General features: G+C 73.0%; 21 protein-coding genes. 11 read left to right on the forward strand and 10 right to left on the reverse strand.

The window, feature by feature from the left end:
• Positions 1 to 30 precede the first annotated feature (30 nt).
• Together ACGF0J_RS12205 and ACGF0J_RS12210 are read right to left on the reverse strand one after the other, a co-directional pair.
• The gene (locus ACGF0J_RS12205) at positions 31 to 1,077 is read right to left on the reverse strand and encodes an S-adenosylmethionine:tRNA ribosyltransferase-isomerase (protein WP_393144792.1); all 1,047 of its coding nucleotides are present in this window, start codon (positions 1,075 to 1,077) and stop codon (positions 31 to 33) included.
• Positions 1,074 to 1,730: an SDR family oxidoreductase gene (locus ACGF0J_RS12210; RefSeq protein WP_393144794.1), complete on the reverse strand. Its 657-nt coding sequence runs from the start codon at positions 1,728 to 1,730 to the stop codon at positions 1,074 to 1,076. Before ACGF0J_RS12210 ends, ACGF0J_RS12205 begins: the two co-directional genes overlap by 4 nt.
• A gap of 121 nt (positions 1,731 to 1,851) precedes the next feature.
• Here ACGF0J_RS12210 and ACGF0J_RS12215 point away from each other — a divergent pair, with 121 nt between their 5' ends.
• Positions 1,852 to 2,970, forward strand: a complete 1,119-nt coding sequence (locus ACGF0J_RS12215; RefSeq protein WP_393144796.1) for a GAF domain-containing sensor histidine kinase — start codon at positions 1,852 to 1,854, stop codon at positions 2,968 to 2,970.
• On the forward strand, positions 2,967 to 3,590 hold the full coding sequence (locus ACGF0J_RS12220) for a response regulator (RefSeq protein WP_393144798.1): 624 nt from the start codon (positions 2,967 to 2,969) through the stop codon (positions 3,588 to 3,590). The genes ACGF0J_RS12215 and ACGF0J_RS12220 overlap by 4 nt, the downstream gene beginning before the upstream one ends.
• 90 nt (positions 3,591 to 3,680) lie before the next feature.
• Here the strand turns inward: ACGF0J_RS12220 and ACGF0J_RS12225 are convergent, their stop codons facing one another.
• A complete protein-coding gene (locus ACGF0J_RS12225; RefSeq protein WP_393144800.1) occupies positions 3,681 to 4,409 on the reverse strand; it encodes a hypothetical protein in 729 nt (242 codons plus the stop codon).
• 69 nt (positions 4,410 to 4,478) lie between these two features.
• Between ACGF0J_RS12225 and ACGF0J_RS12230 the strand changes: the two genes are divergently transcribed.
• The 3 genes from ACGF0J_RS12230 to ACGF0J_RS12240 are packed head-to-tail and all read left to right on the forward strand — an operon-like array spanning position 4,479 to position 6,332.
• Positions 4,479 to 5,267 carry an ABC transporter ATP-binding protein gene (locus tag ACGF0J_RS12230; protein WP_393144802.1) on the forward strand — a complete coding sequence of 263 codons (789 nt, stop codon included), beginning with the start codon at positions 4,479 to 4,481 and terminating at the stop codon, positions 5,265 to 5,267.
• Positions 5,268 to 5,327: 60 nt separating this feature from the next.
• Positions 5,328 to 6,083 carry a sulfite exporter TauE/SafE family protein gene (locus ACGF0J_RS12235; protein WP_393144804.1) on the forward strand — a complete coding sequence of 252 codons (756 nt, stop codon included), beginning with the start codon at positions 5,328 to 5,330 and terminating at the stop codon, positions 6,081 to 6,083.
• A 30-nt stretch (positions 6,084 to 6,113) separates the two neighbouring features.
• On the forward strand, positions 6,114 to 6,332 hold the full coding sequence (locus ACGF0J_RS12240; RefSeq protein WP_393144806.1) for a hypothetical protein: 219 nt from the start codon (positions 6,114 to 6,116) through the stop codon (positions 6,330 to 6,332).
• 13 nt (positions 6,333 to 6,345) lie between these two features.
• Here ACGF0J_RS12240 and ACGF0J_RS12245 read toward each other — a convergent pair whose 3' ends face one another.
• From ACGF0J_RS12245 to ACGF0J_RS12270, 6 genes are all read right to left on the reverse strand, one after another.
• Positions 6,346 to 7,179 carry an NAD(P)H-binding protein gene (locus tag ACGF0J_RS12245; RefSeq protein ID WP_393144808.1) on the reverse strand — a complete coding sequence of 278 codons (834 nt, stop codon included), beginning with the start codon at positions 7,177 to 7,179 and terminating at the stop codon, positions 6,346 to 6,348.
• Positions 7,180 to 7,196: 17 nt separating this feature from the next.
• Positions 7,197 to 8,087, reverse strand: a complete 891-nt coding sequence (locus tag ACGF0J_RS12250; protein WP_393144810.1) for a Rieske 2Fe-2S domain-containing protein — start codon at positions 8,085 to 8,087, stop codon at positions 7,197 to 7,199.
• A 63-nt stretch (positions 8,088 to 8,150) separates the two neighbouring features.
• The gene (locus ACGF0J_RS12255; RefSeq protein ID WP_393144812.1) at positions 8,151 to 8,762 is read right to left on the reverse strand and encodes an HD family hydrolase; all 612 of its coding nucleotides are present in this window, start codon (positions 8,760 to 8,762) and stop codon (positions 8,151 to 8,153) included.
• 19 nt (positions 8,763 to 8,781) lie between these two features.
• Positions 8,782 to 10,953, reverse strand: coding sequence for a molybdopterin-dependent oxidoreductase (locus ACGF0J_RS12260; RefSeq protein WP_393144814.1), 2,172 nt, complete (start codon positions 10,951 to 10,953; stop codon positions 8,782 to 8,784).
• 122 nt (positions 10,954 to 11,075) lie between these two features.
• Positions 11,076 to 11,738, reverse strand: a complete 663-nt coding sequence (locus tag ACGF0J_RS12265) for a hypothetical protein (protein WP_393144816.1) — start codon at positions 11,736 to 11,738, stop codon at positions 11,076 to 11,078.
• Between the two features lies 1 nt (position 11,739).
• The gene (locus ACGF0J_RS12270; protein ID WP_393144818.1) at positions 11,740 to 11,955 is read right to left on the reverse strand and encodes a hypothetical protein; all 216 of its coding nucleotides are present in this window, start codon (positions 11,953 to 11,955) and stop codon (positions 11,740 to 11,742) included.
• A gap of 555 nt (positions 11,956 to 12,510) precedes the next feature.
• Between ACGF0J_RS12270 and ACGF0J_RS12275 the strand changes: the two genes are divergently transcribed.
• Together ACGF0J_RS12275 and ACGF0J_RS12280 are read left to right on the forward strand one after the other, a co-directional pair.
• Positions 12,511 to 13,455 (forward strand): helix-turn-helix domain-containing protein, encoded by a 945-nt coding sequence (locus tag ACGF0J_RS12275; RefSeq protein WP_393144820.1) that lies wholly within the window; start codon positions 12,511 to 12,513, stop codon positions 13,453 to 13,455.
• Positions 13,456 to 13,505: 50 nt separating this feature from the next.
• On the forward strand, positions 13,506 to 13,730 hold the full coding sequence (locus tag ACGF0J_RS12280; protein WP_393144822.1) for a DUF397 domain-containing protein: 225 nt from the start codon (positions 13,506 to 13,508) through the stop codon (positions 13,728 to 13,730).
• Positions 13,731 to 13,852: 122 nt separating this feature from the next.
• Here the strand turns inward: ACGF0J_RS12280 and ACGF0J_RS12285 are convergent, their stop codons facing one another.
• Complete coding sequence (locus ACGF0J_RS12285) at positions 13,853 to 15,325, reverse strand: MFS transporter (RefSeq protein ID WP_393144824.1); 1,473 nt, start codon at positions 15,323 to 15,325, stop codon at positions 13,853 to 13,855.
• A gap of 101 nt (positions 15,326 to 15,426) precedes the next feature.
• Between ACGF0J_RS12285 and ACGF0J_RS12290 the strand changes: the two genes are divergently transcribed.
• From ACGF0J_RS12290 to ACGF0J_RS12305, 4 genes are all read left to right on the forward strand, one after another.
• Positions 15,427 to 16,254: a helix-turn-helix transcriptional regulator gene (locus tag ACGF0J_RS12290; RefSeq protein ID WP_393144826.1), complete on the forward strand. Its 828-nt coding sequence runs from the start codon at positions 15,427 to 15,429 to the stop codon at positions 16,252 to 16,254.
• 71 nt (positions 16,255 to 16,325) lie between these two features.
• Positions 16,326 to 17,402, forward strand: a complete 1,077-nt coding sequence (locus ACGF0J_RS12295; protein ID WP_393144828.1) for a CapA family protein — start codon at positions 16,326 to 16,328, stop codon at positions 17,400 to 17,402.
• A gap of 49 nt (positions 17,403 to 17,451) precedes the next feature.
• Positions 17,452 to 19,155 (forward strand): SDR family oxidoreductase, encoded by a 1,704-nt coding sequence (locus ACGF0J_RS12300; protein WP_393144830.1) that lies wholly within the window; start codon positions 17,452 to 17,454, stop codon positions 19,153 to 19,155.
• A 41-nt stretch (positions 19,156 to 19,196) separates the two neighbouring features.
• Positions 19,197 to 19,856 (forward strand): TetR family transcriptional regulator, encoded by a 660-nt coding sequence (locus tag ACGF0J_RS12305; protein WP_393144832.1) that lies wholly within the window; start codon positions 19,197 to 19,199, stop codon positions 19,854 to 19,856.
• Positions 19,857 to 19,898 lie beyond the last annotated feature (42 nt).

Genomic DNA, 19,898 nt, shown 5'->3' on the forward strand with positions numbered 1-19,898 from the left:
GGCTCAGGGCGTTTCGGACAGGACGAGAGCTCAGGGCGTTTCGGACAGGATGAGGTGCGTGTCGCCGAACTCGTGCCACAGGTACCCCTCACGCAGCGCCTCCTCGTAGGCCGACGCGAGCGCCCCCGTCCCGGCGATCGCGGTCAGCATCATCAGATGGCTGGAGCGCGGCTCGTGCAGGCCGGTGATCAGCCCGGTGACGGCGCGGACGCCCGTGTCCGGGGTGACGACGTGCCCGGTCCAGCCGGCTGACGCGGCCACCAGCCCGTCGCCGGCCACGGCGGTCTCCAGGGCGCGGACCACGGTCGTGCCGGCCGCCACAACCTGGCCGCCGCTCCGCCGGGTCAGGTTGACCAGCCGGGCCGTGGCGGCGGGGACGGCGTACCGCTCGGCGTAGGGCGGTTCGTCCTTCTCCGGCGAGGCGACCCCGGTGTGCAGCGTGATCGGCGCGATCTGCACGCCGCGCGCCACCAGGGCCGTCACGAGGCCGGCGCTGAACGGCCGGCCGGCGCTCGGCATCTCCGCGCTGCCCGGCACGGTCGCGAACACCGTCTGGTACGCCTCGATCGGCCAGTCGCGCGGCACGTACGCGTAGCGGATCGGCGCGCCGTGCGCCCGCAGGTACGTCTCCACGTCCCGGTCGAGCCGGGCCCGCCACAGCCGCGGTGTCTCCCGCTGGATGAGCCGCAGCGTCGCCCGGCCGGGCAGGGGCAGCCACTCGCCGGGCTCGCAGCCGCCGTACGGCTCGGTCGTCCCGGCGGTGCGGCGGCGCAGCTCGACCAGCCAGGTGCCGTCCTCCCTGGCGGTGGAGAAGTGCACGGCGAGCCGGTCGAGGCGGACGGCGGCCGGCAGGGTCGCCGAGTTGTTGACCACGATGAGGTCGCCCGGCTCCAGCAGGGCGGGCAGGTCGGTGAAGCGGTGGTGGGCGGGCGGCCGCCCGCCGTGGCTGACGAGCAGGCGCACCCCGTCGCGGGCCAGGCCGCGCGCCTCGGGCGGCTCGTGCGCGGCGAGCGCGGGCGGCAGGACGAAGTCGAGCGCCGGGTTCGCGGGGGTCCCGGCTCGGAGCGTCGTGCTCATTGCAGGCTCACCCTGCCGCCGGCCGGGCGGGACCGGACGAGGTCGTGCAGCGCGGCGGCGACCTTGGCCGGGTCGGCGGCGGCCGCGGCCTCCTCGGCGCCCACGGCGTCGGCCAGCATGCGGGTGTTCATCTCGCCCGGGTCCACCCACCAGACGGCGAGGTCGGGCTCCTCGGCGGCGAGCACGTTCGACAGTTGTTCCAGGGCCGCCTTGGTGGCTCCGTAGCCGCCCCAGCCCGGGTAGGCGCCGGTGGCGGCGTCGGAGGTGACGTTGACGACGACGCCGCGCCTGGCCCGCAGCGCGGGCAGTACCGCCTGGATGAGCGCGAGCGGGGCGGTGACGTTGGTCTCCAGCAGCAGCTTGAACGCCTCCAGCGGGTAGCTGCCCAGCCTGGGCAGCGGTGTGACGCCCAGCACGCTCGCGTTGTTGACGAGCAGGTCCAGCTCGGGCACGGCGAGCGACAGCCGTTCGATGTGCGCGGCGTCGGTCACGTCGCCGGCGATGGCGGTGGCGCCGAGTTCGGCGGCGGCCCGCTCCAGGTCGTCGTGGCCGCGGGCGGTGAGGACGAGGTGCCAGCCCGCGTCCGCCAGCGACCGCGCGAGGGCCAGGCCGAGGCCGCGGGAGGCGCCGGTGATGAGTGCGGTGTTCGTCATGACTCGACGGTAGGAACGACGCCTCGCCCGGGCATCGGGCGCAGGGCCGGGCCCGCGGTGGGCACTTCGTCCTAGGACCACCGGCCCTGGCCGGTTCGCCGCGGAACCCTAGAGTGGTGGCGTGACGTCGGACGATCGGGAAGAGATCCTGCAGGCGGTCAGCTCGGCCGTGCTCGCCGTGACCCGGCACCTGTCGGTGCGCGAGGTGCTGCAGGTCATCGTCCGCTCGGCGCAGCGGCTGCTGGACGCCCGCTACGCCGCGCTGGGTGTGCCGGACGACGACGGGTCGTTCGGGGAGTTCGTCGCCGAGGGCATCACCGACAGGCAGTGGGCGGCGATCGGGCCGCTGCCCAGGCAGCACGGCATGCTCGGCGCGATGCTGCGCGAGGGCGCCCCGGTGCGGCTGCCGGACCTGCGCGAGGACCCCCGGTTCGAGTACTGGCCGAAGGCGCACCCGGTGATGAAGGACTTCCTGGGCGTGCCGATCCGTGACGGCGACGAGGTCCTCGGCATCATCTTCCTGGCGAACAAGCGCGCCGAGGGCGGGTTCACAGCCGGCGACCAGGACCTGCTCACGCTGTTCGCGGCGCACGCCGCCATCGCGCTGACCAACGCCCGGCTGTACGAGCGCGGGCGGGAGCTGGCCATGCTGGAGGAACGCAACCGGATGGCCCGCGAGCTGCACGACGCCGTCACCCAGAAGCTGTTCTCGCTGCGGCTGTCGGCGCAGGCCGCCTCGACCGTGCTGGACCGCGACCGGGCCCGTGCCGCGGCCGAGCTGGAACGGGTGCAGCGCCTGGCGGGCGAGGCGCTGGCCGAGCTGCGCGCCGTGATCGTCGAGCTGCGTCCCGCCGAGCTGGACCGCCATGGGCTGGCCGAGACGCTGCGCAAGCACGTACGCCTGCTCGACCGGCTGCACCCGGTCCGGGTCGTGTTCGACTGCGGGGAGCTGCCCCCGATCGAGCCGGCGGTGGAGGTGGCGGTGCTGCGGGTGGCGCAGGAGGCGCTGCACAACGCGCTGCGGCACGCGGACGCCGCCGAGGTGTCGGTACGGCTCGGTCACGGGGACGGCAGGCTGGTGCTGTCGGTGCGCGACGACGGCAGGGGTTTCGACCAGGCCGACTCGCGCGGCCTGGGGCTGGTGTCGATGCGTGAACGGGCGGAGTCGGTGGGCGGGGTCATGACCGTGGAGTCGGCCCTCGGCGCGGGCACGGCGGTCCGGGTGGAGGTGGGCGTGTGATCCGGGTGCTGATAGCCGACGACCATCCGGTGGTGCGGCAGGGGTTGCGCACCTTCCTCGACCTGCAGGACGACATCACGGTCGTGGGGGAGGCGGGTGACGGGGCCGAGGCGGTCGAGCTGGTCGGCGAGCTGGCGCCCGACGTGTTGCTGCTGGACCTGAAGATGCCGGTGCTGGACGGGCGGGGCGCGCTGGAGCGGCTGTCGGGGGTGTCGACCCGGGTGGTGGTGCTCACGTCGGTGAGCGACCGGTCGGACGTGGGGCCGGCGATGCGGGCGGGGGCTTCGGGGTTCCTCTACAAGGACGTGGATCCGACCGCGCTGGTGCAGGCCGTACGGGCCGTGCACGGCGGGCAGGTGCTGCTCGCGCCGGAGGCGGCGGAGGCGATGCTGGCCGGCGAGGGCGGCGGGGCGGCGCGGCCGGCGCCGGTGCCGCTGACCGAGCGGGAGCGGGAGGTGCTCGCGCTGATCGCCGCCGGGCGGTCGAACCGGGAGATCGCGCGGAGCCTGCTCGTCGCGGAGAAGACGGTCAAGACCCACGTCAGCAACGTGCTGATGAAGCTGGGGGTCCAGGACCGCACCCAGGCGGCCCTGTACGCGGTCCGGCACGGCCTGGCCTGAGCACGGCCTGGCCTGAGCACGGCCTGGCCTGAGCACGGCCTGGCCTGAGCACGGCCTGGCCTGAGCACGGCCTGGCCTGAGCACCGCCCGTCAGGAGCTGCGGAGGGGCTCGAAGATGGCGTGGTGGGCGGCCACGGTCGCCCGCCGCACCGCCCGGTCCAGCTCGCGCAGCGCCTCGGCGCGGGCGGCGAGTTGGGCCGAGGTCAGCCCGCGGTCGTCGGCCAACCGCAGCACCGTGGCGAGCCGGGTGGCGAGCGCCGCGACCCGGTGGGCCCGCGCCGGGTAGCCGGGCGCCAGGCCCGTGCCGCCGGGGGCGCCGCCGGGCAGCCGTCCGGGCCGGCTCTGCGCCGGGCCCTCGACGGAGGCCAGCGCCTCGGTCGCCGTGCGCATCACGGCCGACAGCTCCTGCTCGGCCTCGGCGAGTGAGGGCAGGTCGTGCCTGACGGGCCCGGCCTCGTACACGGTCAGGCGGGTGCCGGTGTAGGAGGAGCCGCGCCGGTCGGGGGCGGGCACCAGCCCGAGGCGCCGGTCGGCGAGCACGGCGATGACGGCCTCGCGCGCCTCGACGGCGGCCGAGTTGAGCTCCGGCGGCCCGGACAGGCCGAGCGGGTCGCCGGGTGCCGGGAGCGCCAGCCGGAGCTCGCTGAGGCCGTCGCCGCGCAGGCCGGCGAGGTATCCGCGGAGCGGCGTCTCGCCCGCGACCGTGGGCCCGCCGGCCGCCTCCACGCGGTCGGCCGCCTCGTCGAGGCCGACATGGCCGGCCAGCCAGGCGTTGCCCCAGGCGGCCAGGACGGGAGAGACAGTCGATTCAGGGCGCACCGGTCCACGATATGCGCTCGCCCTGCAATAGGTTTGACCCCGAGCGTTCTCCTGAAGGAGGGATCCGGGATGGGTGGTCAGGTGCTGCGGCTCCAGGACGTGGCCGTCAGGCGCGACGGAGCGGCCCTGCTGCGCGGCATCGACTGGGAGGTCAACGCGGACGAGCGTTGGGTCGTGGTCGGGCCCAACGGCGCGGGCAAGACGACGTTGCTCCAGGTGGCGAGCACGCTGCTGTACCCCAGCGAGGGGGTCGTCGAGGTGCTCGGCGAGCGGTTGGGTCAGACCGACGTCTTCGACCTGAGGCCGCGCATCGGGCTGGCGAGCGCGGCGCTGGCCGAGCGCATCCCGCCCGAGGAGAAGGTGATCGACCTGGTGCTCACCGCGTCCTACGGCATCATGGGCCGCTGGACGGAGGAGTACGACTCCAACGACGTCACCCGCGCCGTCGAGCTGATCGACATGCTCGGCGCCGCCCACCTGATCCGGCGGCGGTTCGGCACCCTGTCGGAGGGGGAGCGCAAGCGGGTGCAGATCGCCCGGGCCCTCATGCCCGACCCCGAGGTGCTGCTGCTCGACGAGCCGGCGGCGGGGCTCGACCTGGGCGGGCGCGAGGATCTGGTGCGCCGGCTGGCGGTGCTGGCCCAGGACTTCCGGTCGCCGACGCTGGTGCTGGTCACGCACCACGTGGAGGAGGTGCCGAGCGGCTTCACGCACGGGCTGCTGCTGCGCAACGGCTCGGTGGTGGCGCAGGGGCCGCTGGAGCAGGTGATGACGGCCGACAACCTGTCGCGGACGTTCGGGCTGCCGCTGTCGCTCGACCGCAGCGCCGAGGGCCGCTGGTACGCCCGCGCGCTGTGAGGAGCGCGGTCGCCCGGGGCGCTGTGAGGGCGCCGCGGGGCGGCGTCTAGGCTACGGCGGGTGACGATCTGGGAAGCGCTGGCGGTGTGCGCGGCGGGGGTCGCGGCCGGGGCCATCAACGCGGTCGTCGGCTCGGGCTCGCTGATCACCTTCCCCACGCTGGTCGCGGTGGGTGTCGACCCGGTCGTGGCGAACGTGTCCAACAACGTCGGCCTGGTCCCCGGGTCGTTCACCGGTGCCTACGGTTACCGCGAGGAGCTCAAGGGGCAGCGTGACCGGCTGGTGCGCCTGGGCGTGGCCTCGTGCCTGGGTTCGGTGCTCGGCGGCCTGCTGCTGCTCTCCCTCGACCCGGGCGTGTTCCAGGTCGTGGTGCCGGTGCTGATCGCCGCGGCCTGCGTGCTGGTGGTGGTGCAGCCCCGGCTGAGTGCCCGGCTGGCGGCCGGACGGCCGCACGCCGACTCCCACGGCGGGGTGACGCTCTGGCTGGGCGTGTTCGGCGCCGGCGTCTACGGCGGGTACTTCGGCGCGGCGCAGGGCGTGCTGCTCATCGGGCTGCTCGGCAGCTTCCTCAGCGAACATCTCCAGCGGGTGAACGCCGCCAAGAACGTGCTGTCGCTCATTGTGAACTCCACCGCCGCCGTCCTTTTCGTGCTGATCGCCGAGATCGACTGGTGGGCGGTGCTGGCCGTGGCGGTGGGGGCCACGGCGGGCGGGTTCGTCGGGGCGAGGCTCGGCCGGCGCATCCCGGCACCCGTCCTCCGTGGCGTGATCGTGGCGGTGGGGGTCGTCGCGATTGTCAAACTGGTGTACGGATAAATTCCCGCTCTCTTGGGTATGAATCCGGGCATGAAGGGTGATCGGGTGGAGATCGTCATCGACGCGGGCGGCACCCCGCGCACCTACGAGGTCACCGCCACCCGGGCGGGCCGGCGCGTCGAGGTGGCCACACGACGGGGTCTGGTCGAGGTGAGCGAGGTGACCCGCGGCGGCGCCGCCGTACGGACCGCGCGGTTCATGTCCAGCCGCATCCTCGCGCTGGTGGAGCATCCCGCCGACGAGCGCTGACGGCGGCCCGCGGCTACCGGAAGTCGGCGGCGTGCTCACCCGCCCACTGCCGGAACGTCAGTGCCCGCCTGCCGAGCAGCCGCTGCACCGTGTCGGTGACGCGCTCCGGAGCGCCTGCGAACGACGCCCACTCGGCCAGCGCGTCGTCCACGGCCGCCGGGTCGCCCCAGGCGGCCAGCAGTTCCTCCCTGGCCGTCCGTGCGGGCGGCTCCTCCCAGCGCACCTCGTGGCCGACGGTCTCGCCGATGATCCGCGCCTGCTCCGCCCGGGTCAGCGTCTCGGGCCCGCTGATCGTGTACGTGGCCCCGCCATGCCCGGCCGAGGTGAGCACGTGGACGGCGACGGCCGCGACGTCCCGCTCGTGGACGGGGGAGCGCGCGGCCGTCCCGTACGGCTGGCGGACCACGCCCCGGCGTACCTGGTGGGCCCAGCGGAGGGTGTCGGCGGCGTACCCGGTGGGTCGCAGGAACGTGCACGGCACCCCGGTCCACCGGATGGCGCGTTCGATCTCCCGGTGCGGGCCGCGGCCGCCGGACAGGTGCACGATCCGGCGGGCGTGCTTCGCGATGACCTCCACGGCCGGCGTGGGCGCCGCCGCGCCGCGGTCGGGCCAGATCAGGAACACCGTCTCCACGCCGCGCAGTGCCGGCTCCAGGGTCTCGGGGGCCGCCAGGTCGCCGCGGGCCGTCTCGACGTGTGGGGGCAGCCGGGTCCGGGACGGGTCGCTGACCAGCGCGCGGACCGTGAGGCCCGCCTCGGCCAGCCGCGAGACGATCCGGACGCCGACGCGGCCGGCCAGGTCACCGACCGCGTCACCGGCCGGTCCGGTCACGAGGAACTCGCCCATGACCCGACCGTAGAACCTCAAGCCAACTTGAGGTCAACCCCGGGGCGCACCTGGATGATCCCGTCCCGCCGGATGCGGGTCTCGAAGGTCGGGGCCGGCGCGGTCGCGGGCCCGTGCTTGACCGACCCGTCGCCGAGCCGGAAGGTGCTGCCGTGCCAGGGGCAGACCACGCACGCCTCGCCGTTCTCCACCACCAGCCTGCCCTGGTGCAGTGGCCCGGCCAGGTGCGGGCAGCGGTCGGCGAGGACGGTGACGTGGTCGCCCCGCCGCAGCACGAACAGCTGGATGTAGCCGAGCCGCCGGGCCACCGGCCGGCCGTCGGGCAGGTCGGCCAGGGCGCACAGGTCGTGCCAGCCCAGGGGCACCAGGTGGGCGATCTGGGGGGCGTGGTTGGCCCCGGCCGCCTGCCGGTAGGCCATGTGGCCGCCCAGGTAGGCGCCGACGCCGCCGAGGCCGACGCCGGCGAACGACAGGATCCGGCCGGCGCGTTCCCGTCCGGACAGCCGCGCGGCCAGCGAGGCGGAGAACAGCCCGAGCGCGGTGACGTTCGTCAGCATGTGCACGAAGCCGACGCGCTGCTGCTCCCGGTGCAGCGACGACCAGTCGGTCAGCCCGGCGGCGGCGGTCGGCAGCGCGCTGCCGATGCCCACGGTCAGCAGCAGCCGCGACGCGCGGGGGTCGATGCGTGTCAGGTCGAGCACGGCCGCGGAGATCCAGCAGCCGAGGGTCACGTTCGCGAGCGGTGGGTGCGCCGGTTTGCCCACGGGGACGCCGTGGAGCAGGTCGCGCAGCAGGCCCGGGCGGATCATGCCGCGTACGGTCTTGGCCAGCGCCTGGACGGGCCTGTCCATGGCCTTGGTCTTCTCCAGCTGTTCCGCGAGGTTGATCGGCCCCCCGAAACGGCGCAATTGCTTACGTCTCGGTCGCACTATCTCTTTCACGAAAAGTCCCCTACCCCCGGCATGAGGGGATCACTCGGACAGGTAGCCCTTGGACACGGACCGTCTGACCAGGTCGTGAGCGTACGCGCCCAGCGAGGGAGAGCCCTCCTCGATCAGCCGCACATTCCGCATCACCTGTTCGGCCGTCACCTTGAACAGCGGCCAGACGCCGCCCTGGGTGTTGTGGTTGGCCAGCAGCGGCGCGAAGCGGTCGAGCGCGCGGGCGAACCTCGCCTCCGGCGTCTCCCGCGCCTCGAACTCGTCCCACAGCCCCCGCAGCCCCGCCGCCTGGTCGGCGGGCAGCAGGGCGAAGATGCGGTCGGCCGCCGCCCGCTCCGCCTCCGCCTGCGCGGCCACCGCGACGGGATCGTGGACGAACGTGTCGCCCGCGTCGATCTCGACCAGGTCGTGCACCATGAGCATGGCGACGACCCGCTGGATGTCCGTGCCGGGAGGCGCGTGCTCGGCGAAGATCATCGCCAGCATGGCCACGTACCAGGAGTGCTCTGCGTCGTTCTCCCGCCGGGAACCGTCCATGAGGAGGTTGCGGCGGATGATCCGCTTCAGCTTGTCGATCTCGACGGCGAAGGTGATCTGGGCGTTGAGGCGGTCCTTCTCCGGCACGGTAGTCACGCGCGACACCCTAACGTCCGATGATCACTCAGGTGGGCAGAACGGTCACCGGAACCCCGTTGAACACCGCGTTGCCCGACGGGACGTCGATCGCCGTCTCGTCGGTGAGCACGTTGGCGCTGACCCCGGCGTGCGCCGCGGCCACCCCCTGCGAGCTGCCCGCGTGCCCCCAGCCGTGCGGCAGCGAGACCACGCCGGGCATGATGGCGTCGGTCGGCTCCAGCGGCACGGTCAGCTCGCCCTTCGCCGAGCGCACGACCGCCTCGCCGCCCAGCCCCAGCCTGGCCACGTCGGCCGGGTTGATCTGCAGCGTGCAGGTGTTGCTGCCGCCGACCAGCGGCGCGACGTTGTGCAGCCAGCTGTTGTTGGAACGCAGGTGGCGCCGCCCGATCAGGACCAGCTCGGGCGGCGGCTCCTCCAGCCCGGCACGCAGCCGCCCGACGTCCAGCAGGATCGGTGCCGGGGCCAGCTCGACGACGCCCGACGCGGTCCGGAGCACCTCGGCCAGGCGCGGCTCAAGCGGTCCGAGGTCCATACCGTGCGGGTGGGCGAGCAGGGTGCGCAGCGACAGGCGGCCCTTGCCGGACCACTCGCCGTACGGGCCGAGCCGCAGCATCAGGTCGAGCCTGCGCTCGGCGCCCGTCTCCCCGTCGAGCGCGGCCCGCAGGTCGTCGGCGTCCCGGCCCTCGACACCGGAGCCGGGCGTCGAGACGGCCTTGGCCAGCATCTGCCCGATGACGAACGCGTCCAGGTCGCCCTCCAGCCCGGAGGCGATCCCGGCCAGGCGGGCGAGGATGTCCGCCTCGGACGGCCGCCCGCCGAGCGGCAGCGACGGCCGCGAGTAGCGCGCGAAGTTGCGCACGGCGAAGGCCTGCAGCGCGAAGTCGAAGTGGCCCGACTGCAGCATCCGCGGCGGCGGCAGGATGACGTGCGCGTGCCGGGTGGTCTCGTTCAGGTACGGGTCCACGCTGACCATGAAGTCGAGCCCCGCGAACGCCCGGTCCAGCCGCGCCCCGTGCGGCGCCGACAGCACCGGGTTGCCCGCCACGGTCAGCAGCAGCCTGATCTGCCCCTCGCCCGGCGTCTCGATCTCGTCGGCCAGGGTCGCCACCGGCAGCTCGCCGTTCACCTCGGGCAGGCCGCGCACCCGGCTCGCCCACCGCCCCACCGTGTACGGCCGGCGCGGCCCGCCGTACTCGGTGGCGGGCTTGGCGAACATGGCGCCGCCCGGCCGGTCGAGGTTGCCGGTCAGCACGTTCAGGACGTCGACCAGCCACTGCGCCAGCGTGCCGAACTCGGCCGTGCAGGTGCCGATCCTGGCGTACACGGCCGCGGCCGGAGCCGCGGCCAGCTCCCTGGCCAGCCGCACGATCACCTCCTCCGGGACGCCCGTACGGCGGGCCACCACGTCGGGCGGGAAGTGCTTGGCCGCCTCCCGCACCTCGTCGAGCCCGGCCACCTCGACCGACACCCGGTCCAGGCCCTCGGCGAGCACCGTGTGCACCAGGCCGAACAGCAGGTAGGCGTCGGCGCCCGGCCGGACGAACACGTGCTCGTCGGCCAGCGCGGCCGTCCGCGTGCGCCGCGGATCGACCACGACGAGCCGGCCGCCGCGCGCCCGGAGCGCCCGCAGCCGGCCGGGGAAGTCGGGCGCGGTGCACAGTGAGCCGTTCGACTCCAGGGGGTTCGCGCCCAGCATGAGCAGGTAGCCGGTCCGGTCGAGGTCCGGCACCGGGATGGTCATCGGGTGGCCGAACATCAGCCCGCAGGCCACGTGCTTGGGCATCTGGTCGGCGGTGCTGGCGGAGAAGACGTTGCGGGTGCCCAGCGCTTTGATCATCGGGCCGGCGTAGAGGGCGCCGGCCATGGTGTGGGCGCTGGGGTTGCCCAGGTAGACGCCGAGCGCCTGCCGGCCGTGCGTCTCGGCCACCCGTGCGAAGCCAACCTCGACCGCCGCGAACGCCTCCTCCCAGCCGGCCTCCCGCCACCGCTCGCCGTCGCGGATCAGCGGCCGGCGCAACCGGTCGGGGTCCTCGTCCAGGCGCCCGAGGCTGGCGCCCTTGGGGCAGATGAACCCCTTGCTGAACGGGTCCTCCCGGTCTCCGCGGACGCCGGTGACGTGCCCGGCGTCGTCGAGGGTGAGGGTCAGGCCGCAGACGGCCTCGCACAGGGGGCAGGTGCGGTGGACGGTCGAAGGCATCGAGGCTCCTGAGTTCGTCATCTGAACTCATCTTGGCTCGCGCCGGGCGCAGGGGGAAGCCCCGGAGCCCCCGCGGTCTCCGGGGCTCCTCCGGGGACGTGGCGCGGTCGCGCCCCCGGAGATCAGCCCACCCGCGACAGGATCCGCCGGTCGGGCACGGTGGAGCGCGGATCGGGCGGCTCCTCCAGGTCGCGCGAGCGGAGCGCGATCCACGAGCGCCGGCCGTACAGGCGCTCCAGCCCGGGTGAGAGCGCCCCCGGCAGCTCGTCGCGCCGGACGATCTCCACGATGATCAGCTGAGCCCACCTGCGGTGCCGGTGGACGGTGACGCTCCTGGCCCAGCAGGCGGCGGCGATCTCCTCCGCGTACGCCTCGAACTCAGCCGCCGAGATGCCGGCCCTGGTCAGCACGAGCGCCTTCTCGCCCGTACGGGTCGACGTGATCCACAGCACCAGCGGGATCCGGCCGGCGCGGGTGTGCATCGTCGTCTCCAGGCAGGTGCGCTGCAGGCGGTGCCGGGAGACCACGCACCAGAAGTGCGCCACCACCCATCCCCGGCCGCTCCTGGTGACGGCGGGTGCCGAGATCGCGGCACTGAGCAGGATCAGCGGCATCCACCGGCGCTGCCCCGCCGCCCCGGCCAGGGCGGCGGCGAGGAGGAGGAGCCCGGCGAGGGCCAGCAGTTCGGTGCGGTAGCGCCACAGGCGGGCCAAGGGGGCGGACCGGCGGGCCGCCGGAAGGTCGTCGGCGGCCGGGTAGATCTGGTTGCGCGGGTTGCGGTCCATCTCACGACACCTCCTCAGCCACCGGTGGCGCGACGCGGAGCTGGTCGAAGCGCGGATCCCGGTACACGCGGGCGCCGAATCCGGCCCTGGACACGGTCCAGCCGCGCCGGAAGGCGAACTCGTCCGGCTCCATGCAGATCTCGCGGTCGGCCCAGGCGATGAGCTCCCGGATCCGGGACTTGATTCGGCCGAGTCCCTTGGTACCTTGTGAGTACATGGAAGACCCCTTTCGCGGCATTACTCGAGGTGGCTTCTCAAGCCGGACCACAGGCTGGTCGACCGACGTCGCCGCAGGGTGGCAGCCCTGACGCGGTGACCGGCCGGCGGCCTGGGTCCGGTTCTTCGGTGCGCTCTCCCCGGGATCTCCGGCGGAGCGACGGTCGCGGCTTCGTGTCAGACGAGTGCGAGATCCTTCCGGCAAGCGGCCTCCCTGGGGCGGGGATTCGTATCCGGGACGGCGCCGTTGCCGGTGGGGCGGCCCGCGTGGCCGCGCGCGAACATGATCCGAAGGCCCGTGCGGTGCGGCCGTGTCGTCATCCCGGCCTCCTTCGCTGATCGGTGCCTCCTGAGCCTGATGGTCTCTCCGTAACCTTTCCCCTGCAAGGCCTTGAGCAAGAGAAGATTTACATTTCTTCGTTCCTTGCTGGTCGTCTTGCTCTGCAAATTGCACGCGGCATCTCGGAAGCCGCGATCGGCTTGCCCGATTCGGCCGATCGTGTCACGCTGCAACGGCGGCCGAGGCGCGACTACACATGCAACTTGCAGTGTAAGATTGAGCGACACGGCCCCCGCCCGGGCATCCGAAACGACCCTTCCCGGCTACACCTTCCTTCCCGACGAGGAGCGTGGGACGGTGCCATCGCAGCAGGGCAGCCCGACTGTCCGCAGGCTCAGGCTGGCCCAGGAGCTTCGTCTCCTCCGCGAGCGCAGCAAGCTCACCGGGGGCAGGGCCGCCGGCGAGCTCGGCTGGTCAGCGAGCAAGGTGTCCCGCATCGAAGCGGCCAAGACCATGCCCAGCGCCGACGACGTCAAGGCCCTGGCCAAGCTCTACCGGGTCGACGAGGCGAAGCTTGACGAACTCATCGGCCTGTTGCGAGATGCGGATCAACGCGGCTGGTGGGAAGATTACGAAGAGACTCTGCCGGAGGAATACACCAGATTCCTCGGGCTGGAGGCCGAGGCGATATTCCTGCGCAATTGGGAACCCCAGCTTGTGCCGGGCCTCTTGCAGACCGAAGGCTATGCGCGCGAAGTCATCCTCGCCACGCGGGGCATCGCGCGCATCACCCAAAGCGGTGTCCGAAGCAGGGTCGAGGCGCGCATGGACCGTCAGCAGCGGGTCCTGCGCAGACCGGATCCGCCCAAGCTCCGCTTCGTGCTGGACGAGTCGGTGCTCAACCGCAAGTTCGGCGAGCCGTCGGTGATGCGGGCGCAGATGGAGCATCTTCTGGAGATGTCCCTGCTTCCGCATGTCAGCGTCCGCGTGCTGAGCATGGAGTCGCTCCATCCGGTCAACACGGGGACGTTCGTCCATCTCAAGTTCTCGGACTTCGACGACGTCGTGTACCTCGAACAGCTCTACGCGGGTGACTTCGTCGAAGACCTCGAACGGGTGGCCGGATACGAGACCGCCTTCGACCACACCGCGTCCGAAGCGCTCGACGAGGACGAGTCACGCGTCCTGATCCAGCGCAAGGCGATGGTGTGGCGAGGTTAGGACGCACGACTCGACAGGGCAATGGCGCCCTACGCCCATATGGGGAGAACATGTACACCGGATCCAAGATCACGACCTGGCGCAGGAGCAGCTTCTGCAACGGCAACTCCGCCTGCGTCGAAGTCGCCCCGCTGGCCGACGGCAACGTCGCGCTCAAGGACAGCAAGGACGAGGACGGTCCCGTCCTGGTCTTCACGCCGTCGGAGTGGGAGGCCTTCACAGCCGGGGTTCGCGACGGCGAATTCGACCTGAGCGCGCTTGCCGGCAGGGAGTGAAGAACGGCCCTGGCCAGTTGTTGCGCCAACCATTCAGGGCCGTTCGAGAGGCTCGTGACAGCCTCGCGTGCGCTCGCCCTGCCGGGCGAGCAGTGATCACCCGCACATCATGGCACACGGCGTCATCGTGATCCTCCCGTCACGCTGCCATTCCGGTCTTGGGGCGCGTCGCCGTACGAGGAACGTCGCCGTACGAGGAACAGAGAGCTGACGCCGGCCAGGACGGCGAGCGCCGCGCAGGCGAGGGCGGCCGTCATGGCGGCCGTGACGCCCTGACCCTGCAGCGAGATGAACAGCGTGCCGACCGTCGCCACCCCGATGACCTGGCCGAGCTGCATCACGGTGAGCAGCGCGCCGCTCGCGTCGGCGGCGTGCGCCTCGCCCACCTGGGCGGTGGCGAGGTTCGTCACCGCGATCTGCACGCCGAGCCCGGCGCCGATCAGCGCGCTCATCACCGCGTACGGCACGCCGCCCCCGGCCGCCAGGCCGAGCCCCACGTACGCCGGCGTGGCCACCACGTAGCCGTAGGGCACCAGGGAGCGCTGCAGGCGGGCGGGCAGGCGCGGCCAGAGGAGCCCGACCACGGCGAAGGCCAGCGCGCACGGCACCAGCATCATGCCCGAGGCCAGCGGCGACAGGCGCAACTCGCCCTGCAGGTGCAACGCCGAGGTGAACAGGAACGCGCCCCACGTGGCCGGCCCCAGCAGCAGCACCGCGAGGCCCGGCCGCATGCCCGGCGCGCGCAGCACCGCCGCCGCGACCAGCGGCCGCCCGCCGCGGGCTGTCACCCACCGCTCGATCCGGACGAACACCGCGAACATCGGCACGCTAGACGCCATCGACACCCATCCCCACAGCGGCCAGCCCAACTCCCGGCCCAGCACCAGCGGCACCACCAGCAGCAGCACGGCGGCCGCCAGCGTCACCAGGCCGCCCGGGTCCAGGCCGCCCCGGCCGCCCGGGTCCAGGCCGCCCCGGCCGCCGCCCCGGTCGGCGGGCAGCACGCGCAACCCCGCCACCAGCAGCAGCGCGCCGATCGGCACCAGCACCAGGAAGACGATCCGCCAGCCCGCGCCGAACCCGAGCAGGACGCCGCCGAGCGCCTGGCCCACCACGATGCCGCCGCTCACCACGGCCGACCACAGGCCGAGCGCCCGGCCCCGGGCCGCGCCCTGGTAGTTGTGCTGGATGAGGGTGAGCACCTGCGGCATCATCAGGGCGGCGCCCGCGCCCTGCGCGAGCCGGAAGGCCACCAGCCAGCCGGTCGAGGGGGCGAGCCCCGCCCCGAGCGTGGTCAGCGTGAACAGCCCCAGCCCGGCGAGGAAGGCGTTGCGATAGCCGAACAGGTCGCCGAGCCGGGCTCCGGTGATCAGCAGCACCGCGTAGACGATGGTGTAACCGGCGACGATCATCTGCAGGCCGGCGCCCGAGGACCGCAGGTCGGCCTCGATCGTGGGGGTGGCCACGTTGACGATGTTGACGTTCAGGATGGCCAGGAACTGACCGACGAGGATGACCGCCAGGAGCAGACCACTGGCCCTGCTCCGCTCCGGTCGTGCGGCCAGAGGGGGAGGGGCGGCAGCGGTACGGGTCATGCTTCTACAGTGCCGGACCCTGGATACCGGTAACGAGAGCCCCTGCATACTGGTACTGACGCTACCTGGATATCCGTGCCCGGAGCCGCGACAGTGGAGGCGTGACAGTGACAGAGGTGAGGCGCGCCGACCTGGCGGCGTTCCTGCGCACCAGGCGCGAACGCATCACCCCGGAAATGGTCGACCTGGCCCCCGGCCCGCGCCGGCGCACGCCCGGCCTGCGCCGCGAGGAGGTCGCCCAGCTCGCCGGAGTGGGCGTCACCTGGTACACGTGGCTGGAGCAGGGACGGCCGATCAACGCCAGCACCCAGGTGCTCGACGCCGTCGCCCGCACCCTCCGGCTCGACAACGCCGAGTGGCAGCACCTCTACCGGCTGGCCGGCCACAACGCCGGAGTGCCCGCCGGCGACGCCGTACGGGTGACACCACAGGTCCAGGGAATCCTCGACAAGCTCGACCCCATGCCGGCCTGCCTGTCCAACAGCCGCTGCGACGTGCTCGCCTGGAACCCCGCCTACGCCGCCCTGGCGCCCGAAGTGGTCGAGGCGCCCGAAGGGGAGCGCAACACCCTGTGGCAGAGCTGCGTGCCCTCCCAACTGTCGGCCATGCTGGTCAACCGCGAGCAGGAACTGCCCGGCGTGGTCGCGGTGTTCCGCGGCGCCTACAGCCGCCACTCCGACGACCCGTGCTGGCAGGGCTTCGTCACCCGGCTGTGCGCGGTGAGCCCGGACTTCGCCCGGCTGTGGGCCCGGCAGGACGTGGCCGAGCCAGGCCCGCGCGAGAAGCTCATGCGGCACCCGCGGGTCGGCGCCATGCGGTTCGTCACCACGGTCCTCCACTCGCCCGCCCCCGAGACCCGCATGGTGATCTACACGCCCATGGACGACGCCACCCGCGAAGCGATCGACCGGCTGCTTACCGGCACCTGACCTCGGTGTGACCCCGGGCCGCATGGCATGCTCGATCCTTGACCCAACGGATCCAGCAGAAGTGGCGACACATGAGACTCCCCCCTGCCGCCGCGGCTGTGGCTCTCGCCGCCGCGCTCACCGCGTGCTCCGCTGCCGAGTCAGAGACCCCCGAGCGCCGTGCCGAGACGGCCGCCGCCGACAGCCCGTCACCCAGCCCCAAACCCTCGCGGGTACGCAAGCCGTTCACGATCGCGTTCGGCGGCGACGTGCATTTCGAAGGGATGCTGCGGGCGCGGCTGAACAGCCCGCGCACCGCCCTCGGGCCGATCGCCGGTGTGCTGCGCGACGCCGACCTCGCGATGGTCAACCTGGAGACCGCCATCACCACCGGCGGCACCCCGGCGCCCGGCAAGCAGTTCACCTTCCGGGCGCCGGCCAGCGCCCTTACCGCGCTCAAGGCCGCCGGAGTGGACGTGGTGTCGATGGCCAACAACCACGGCATGGACTACATGGAAACCGGCCTGGCCGACTCGCTGGCCGCCGTCAAACGGTCGCGGTACCCCGTGGTGGGTATCGGCGACAACGACACCGAGGCGTACCGGCCGTTCCGCACGGTGGTCAACGGCAACCGGGTGTCGATCATCGGGGCCACCCAGGTGCTCGACGACCACCTCATCTCCGCCTGGACCGCGACGCCCGACAAGGGCGGGCTGGCCTCCGCCAAGGACGAGCCGCGCCTGCTACGGGCCGTACGGGAGGCGCGCAAGCGGTCCGACACCGTGATCGTGCACTTGCACTGGGGCACCGAGATGCAGAAGTGCCCCAACCAGGCGCAGCTCTCCCTCGCCCCCAAGCTCGTCAAGGCGGGCGCCGACGTGGTCGTCGGCGGGCACGCGCACATCCTGCTCGGCGCCGGCTACCTCGGCAACGCCTACGTCAGCTACGGCCTCGGCAACTTCGTCTTCTACAACTCCAACCCCGCCACCACCGGGCGTACCGGCGTGCTCACGCTCACCCTCAACGGCCGCAAGGTGCTCAAGGACACGTGGACCCCCGCCACCATCCAGGGCGGCCTCCCGATCCCCATGACCGGCTCGGCCCGCACCCAGGCGGTCGCCGACTGGAAGGCGCTGCGCTCCTGCACCGGCCTGTCCACCCGGCCCTGACCGGTTATGTTCGGAAAGGGGGGCGTGCGTCCGGCAAGGGGGGGTCGCGATGCGGTGGATCGAGTCCGGTGACGTACGGCTGGCAGTCGTCGAGGAGGGCGACCCCGACCGGCCGACGGTCCTGCTCCTGCACGGCTACCCCGACACCCACCAGGTCTGGGACGAGGTCGCCGAACGGCTGCGCGACCGCTTCCACGTGGTCCGCTACGACGTGCGCGGCGCGGGCGACTCCAGCGCGCCGGCCGACCACCGGCACTACGACCTGGACCACCTGGCCGCCGACCTCTCGGCCGTGCTCGACGAGATCGGCAAGCCCGCCGTCCACCTGGTCGGCCACGACTGGGGTTCGCTGCAGGGCTGGGACGCGGTGACCAGGCCCGGCATCCGCGAACGCGTCGCCTCCTTCACCAGCCTGGGCGGGCCCGGGCTCGACCAGACGGCGCTCTTCCTGCGGCACGGCAGGCCCGCCGAGGTCGCCGCCCAGGGCGCCCGGTCCTGGTACATCGGCGCCTTCCAGCTCCCGGTGCTGCCCGAGCTGGCCTGGCGGACGTTCGTGCCCGCGATGCTGGAGCGGACCATGCGGCTCCGCGACGGGATCGAGCCCCGGCCCGGCCACCCCGCCGCCACCCTGCCGAAGGACGCCGCCAACGGGCTGTGGCTCTACCGGTGCAACAGCGTGGGCCGCCGCCCCCGCGACCCCCGCGTGGACGTGCCGGTGCAGCTCATCGAGGCCACCCGCGACTCGTTCGTCACCCCGGCGCTGCTCGCCTCGATCACTCGATGGGCGTCCCGGTGCTGGCACCGCCGGATCGTCGCAGGCCACTGGGCGCACCGCGGCCGGCCCGACGTGGTCGCCAGGATGATCGCCGAGTTCGCCGGCCACGTGGACGGCGGCGAGGCCGGCGGCAGCCTGCGCCGCTCCCGCGTCGTGCCGGGACGCGGCGCGTTCGGCGACCGGCTGGTGGTCGTCACCGGCGCGGGCAGCGGCATCGGGCGGGCCACCGCGCGGGCGTTCGCCGCCCACGGGGCCGAGATCGTCTGCGCCGACATCGACGCGGCCGCCGCCGCGCGGACCGCCGACGGCATCACCCAGGGCCTGGCGGGCACGGCGCACGCCATGCCGGTCGACGTGGCCGACGCCGCCGCGATGGAATCCTTCGCCGAGGACGTACGCGCCCGGTACGGCGTGCCCGACATCGTGGTCAACAACGCCGGCGTCATCGTCAGCGGCCCCTTCCTCGACCACTCGCTCGACGACTGGCGCAGGACCCTCGACGTCAACCTGTGGGGCGTCGTCCACGGCTGCCGGCTGTTCGCCGCCCAGCAGGTCGAACGCGGCGAGGGAGGCCACATCGTCAACATCGCCTCCATGGCCGCGTTCGCTCCGACGGTCGTGCTGCCCGCCTACTCGGCGGCGAAGTCGGCGGTGAAGACGCTCAGCGAGTGCCTGCGGGCCGAGCTGGCCGCCGACGGCATCGGCGTGAGCGTGATCTGTCCCGGCTTCGTGTCCACGGCCATCGCCCGCAACGCCACCTACGTCGGCCCCGACCTGCGTGAACTCGCCGAAGCGGGAGCCGAACTGCGCGGCTACCCGCCCGAGCGCGTCGCGGCCCACATCCTGCGCGCCGTGCGCCGCAACCAGGCCGTCGTCCCCGTCAACACCGAGGCGAAGCTCGGCTACGCGCTGTCCCGGGCCCTCCCCGGAGCCATGCGCGGCTTCGCGCGGCTGTCCGCCGCCGTCAGAAATGTGTAATCGACGGGTGACGGTCGGCCGCTTCAGGAGAAGATGAGGACGTGCCGACCCCCCAGACTGATGACTGCGCCAGCCCGCCGTCGCTGCGGCGCCGGCCCACCCAGCGCCGCAGCGCGCGCCGGGTCCAGCGGATGCTCGACGCCTGCGCGGCGCTGCTCGACGAGATGGGCTACGAGGCCCTGTCCACCACCCGCATCGCCGAACGCGCCGGCGTCGCCATCGGATCGGTCTACCAGTTCTTCCCCGACAAGCGGGCCATCACCCAGGAGCTGACCCGGCGCAACGTCGAGCAGTTCGTCTCCCGGGTGGGCCACCGCTTCATCGAGGAGGACTACCGCGGCTGGTGGGAGGCCGTCGACGCGATCATCGACGAGTACGTGGACATGCACCGGACCGTTCCCGGGTTCAAGAGCCTCCACTTCGGCGACGTCGTCGACCTCAACCTGCTCGACTCCGCCTCCGACAACAACACGGTCATCGCCGGGCGGCTGCGCGGGCTGCTGCTCAAGGAGTTCGGGCTGGCCGACAGCCACGAACTCGACGTGGCCATGCTGGTCGCGGTCGAGGCCGGCGACGCCGTGCTGAAGCTGGCCTTCCGGCGGCACCCCGAGGGCGAGCCGGAGATCATCGACGCGGCCAAGAAACTCATCCGCGGCTTCCTGTCGCGGCAGCTCCGCGCCTGGTCCCCCGGCCCCTCCTGACCGGTCGTGACCGGGCTCCTCGTGACCGGGCTCCTCGTGACC

Source organism: Nonomuraea sp. NPDC047897 (assembly GCF_043204415.1).
Lineage (GTDB): Bacteria > Actinomycetota > Actinomycetes > Streptosporangiales > Streptosporangiaceae > Nonomuraea.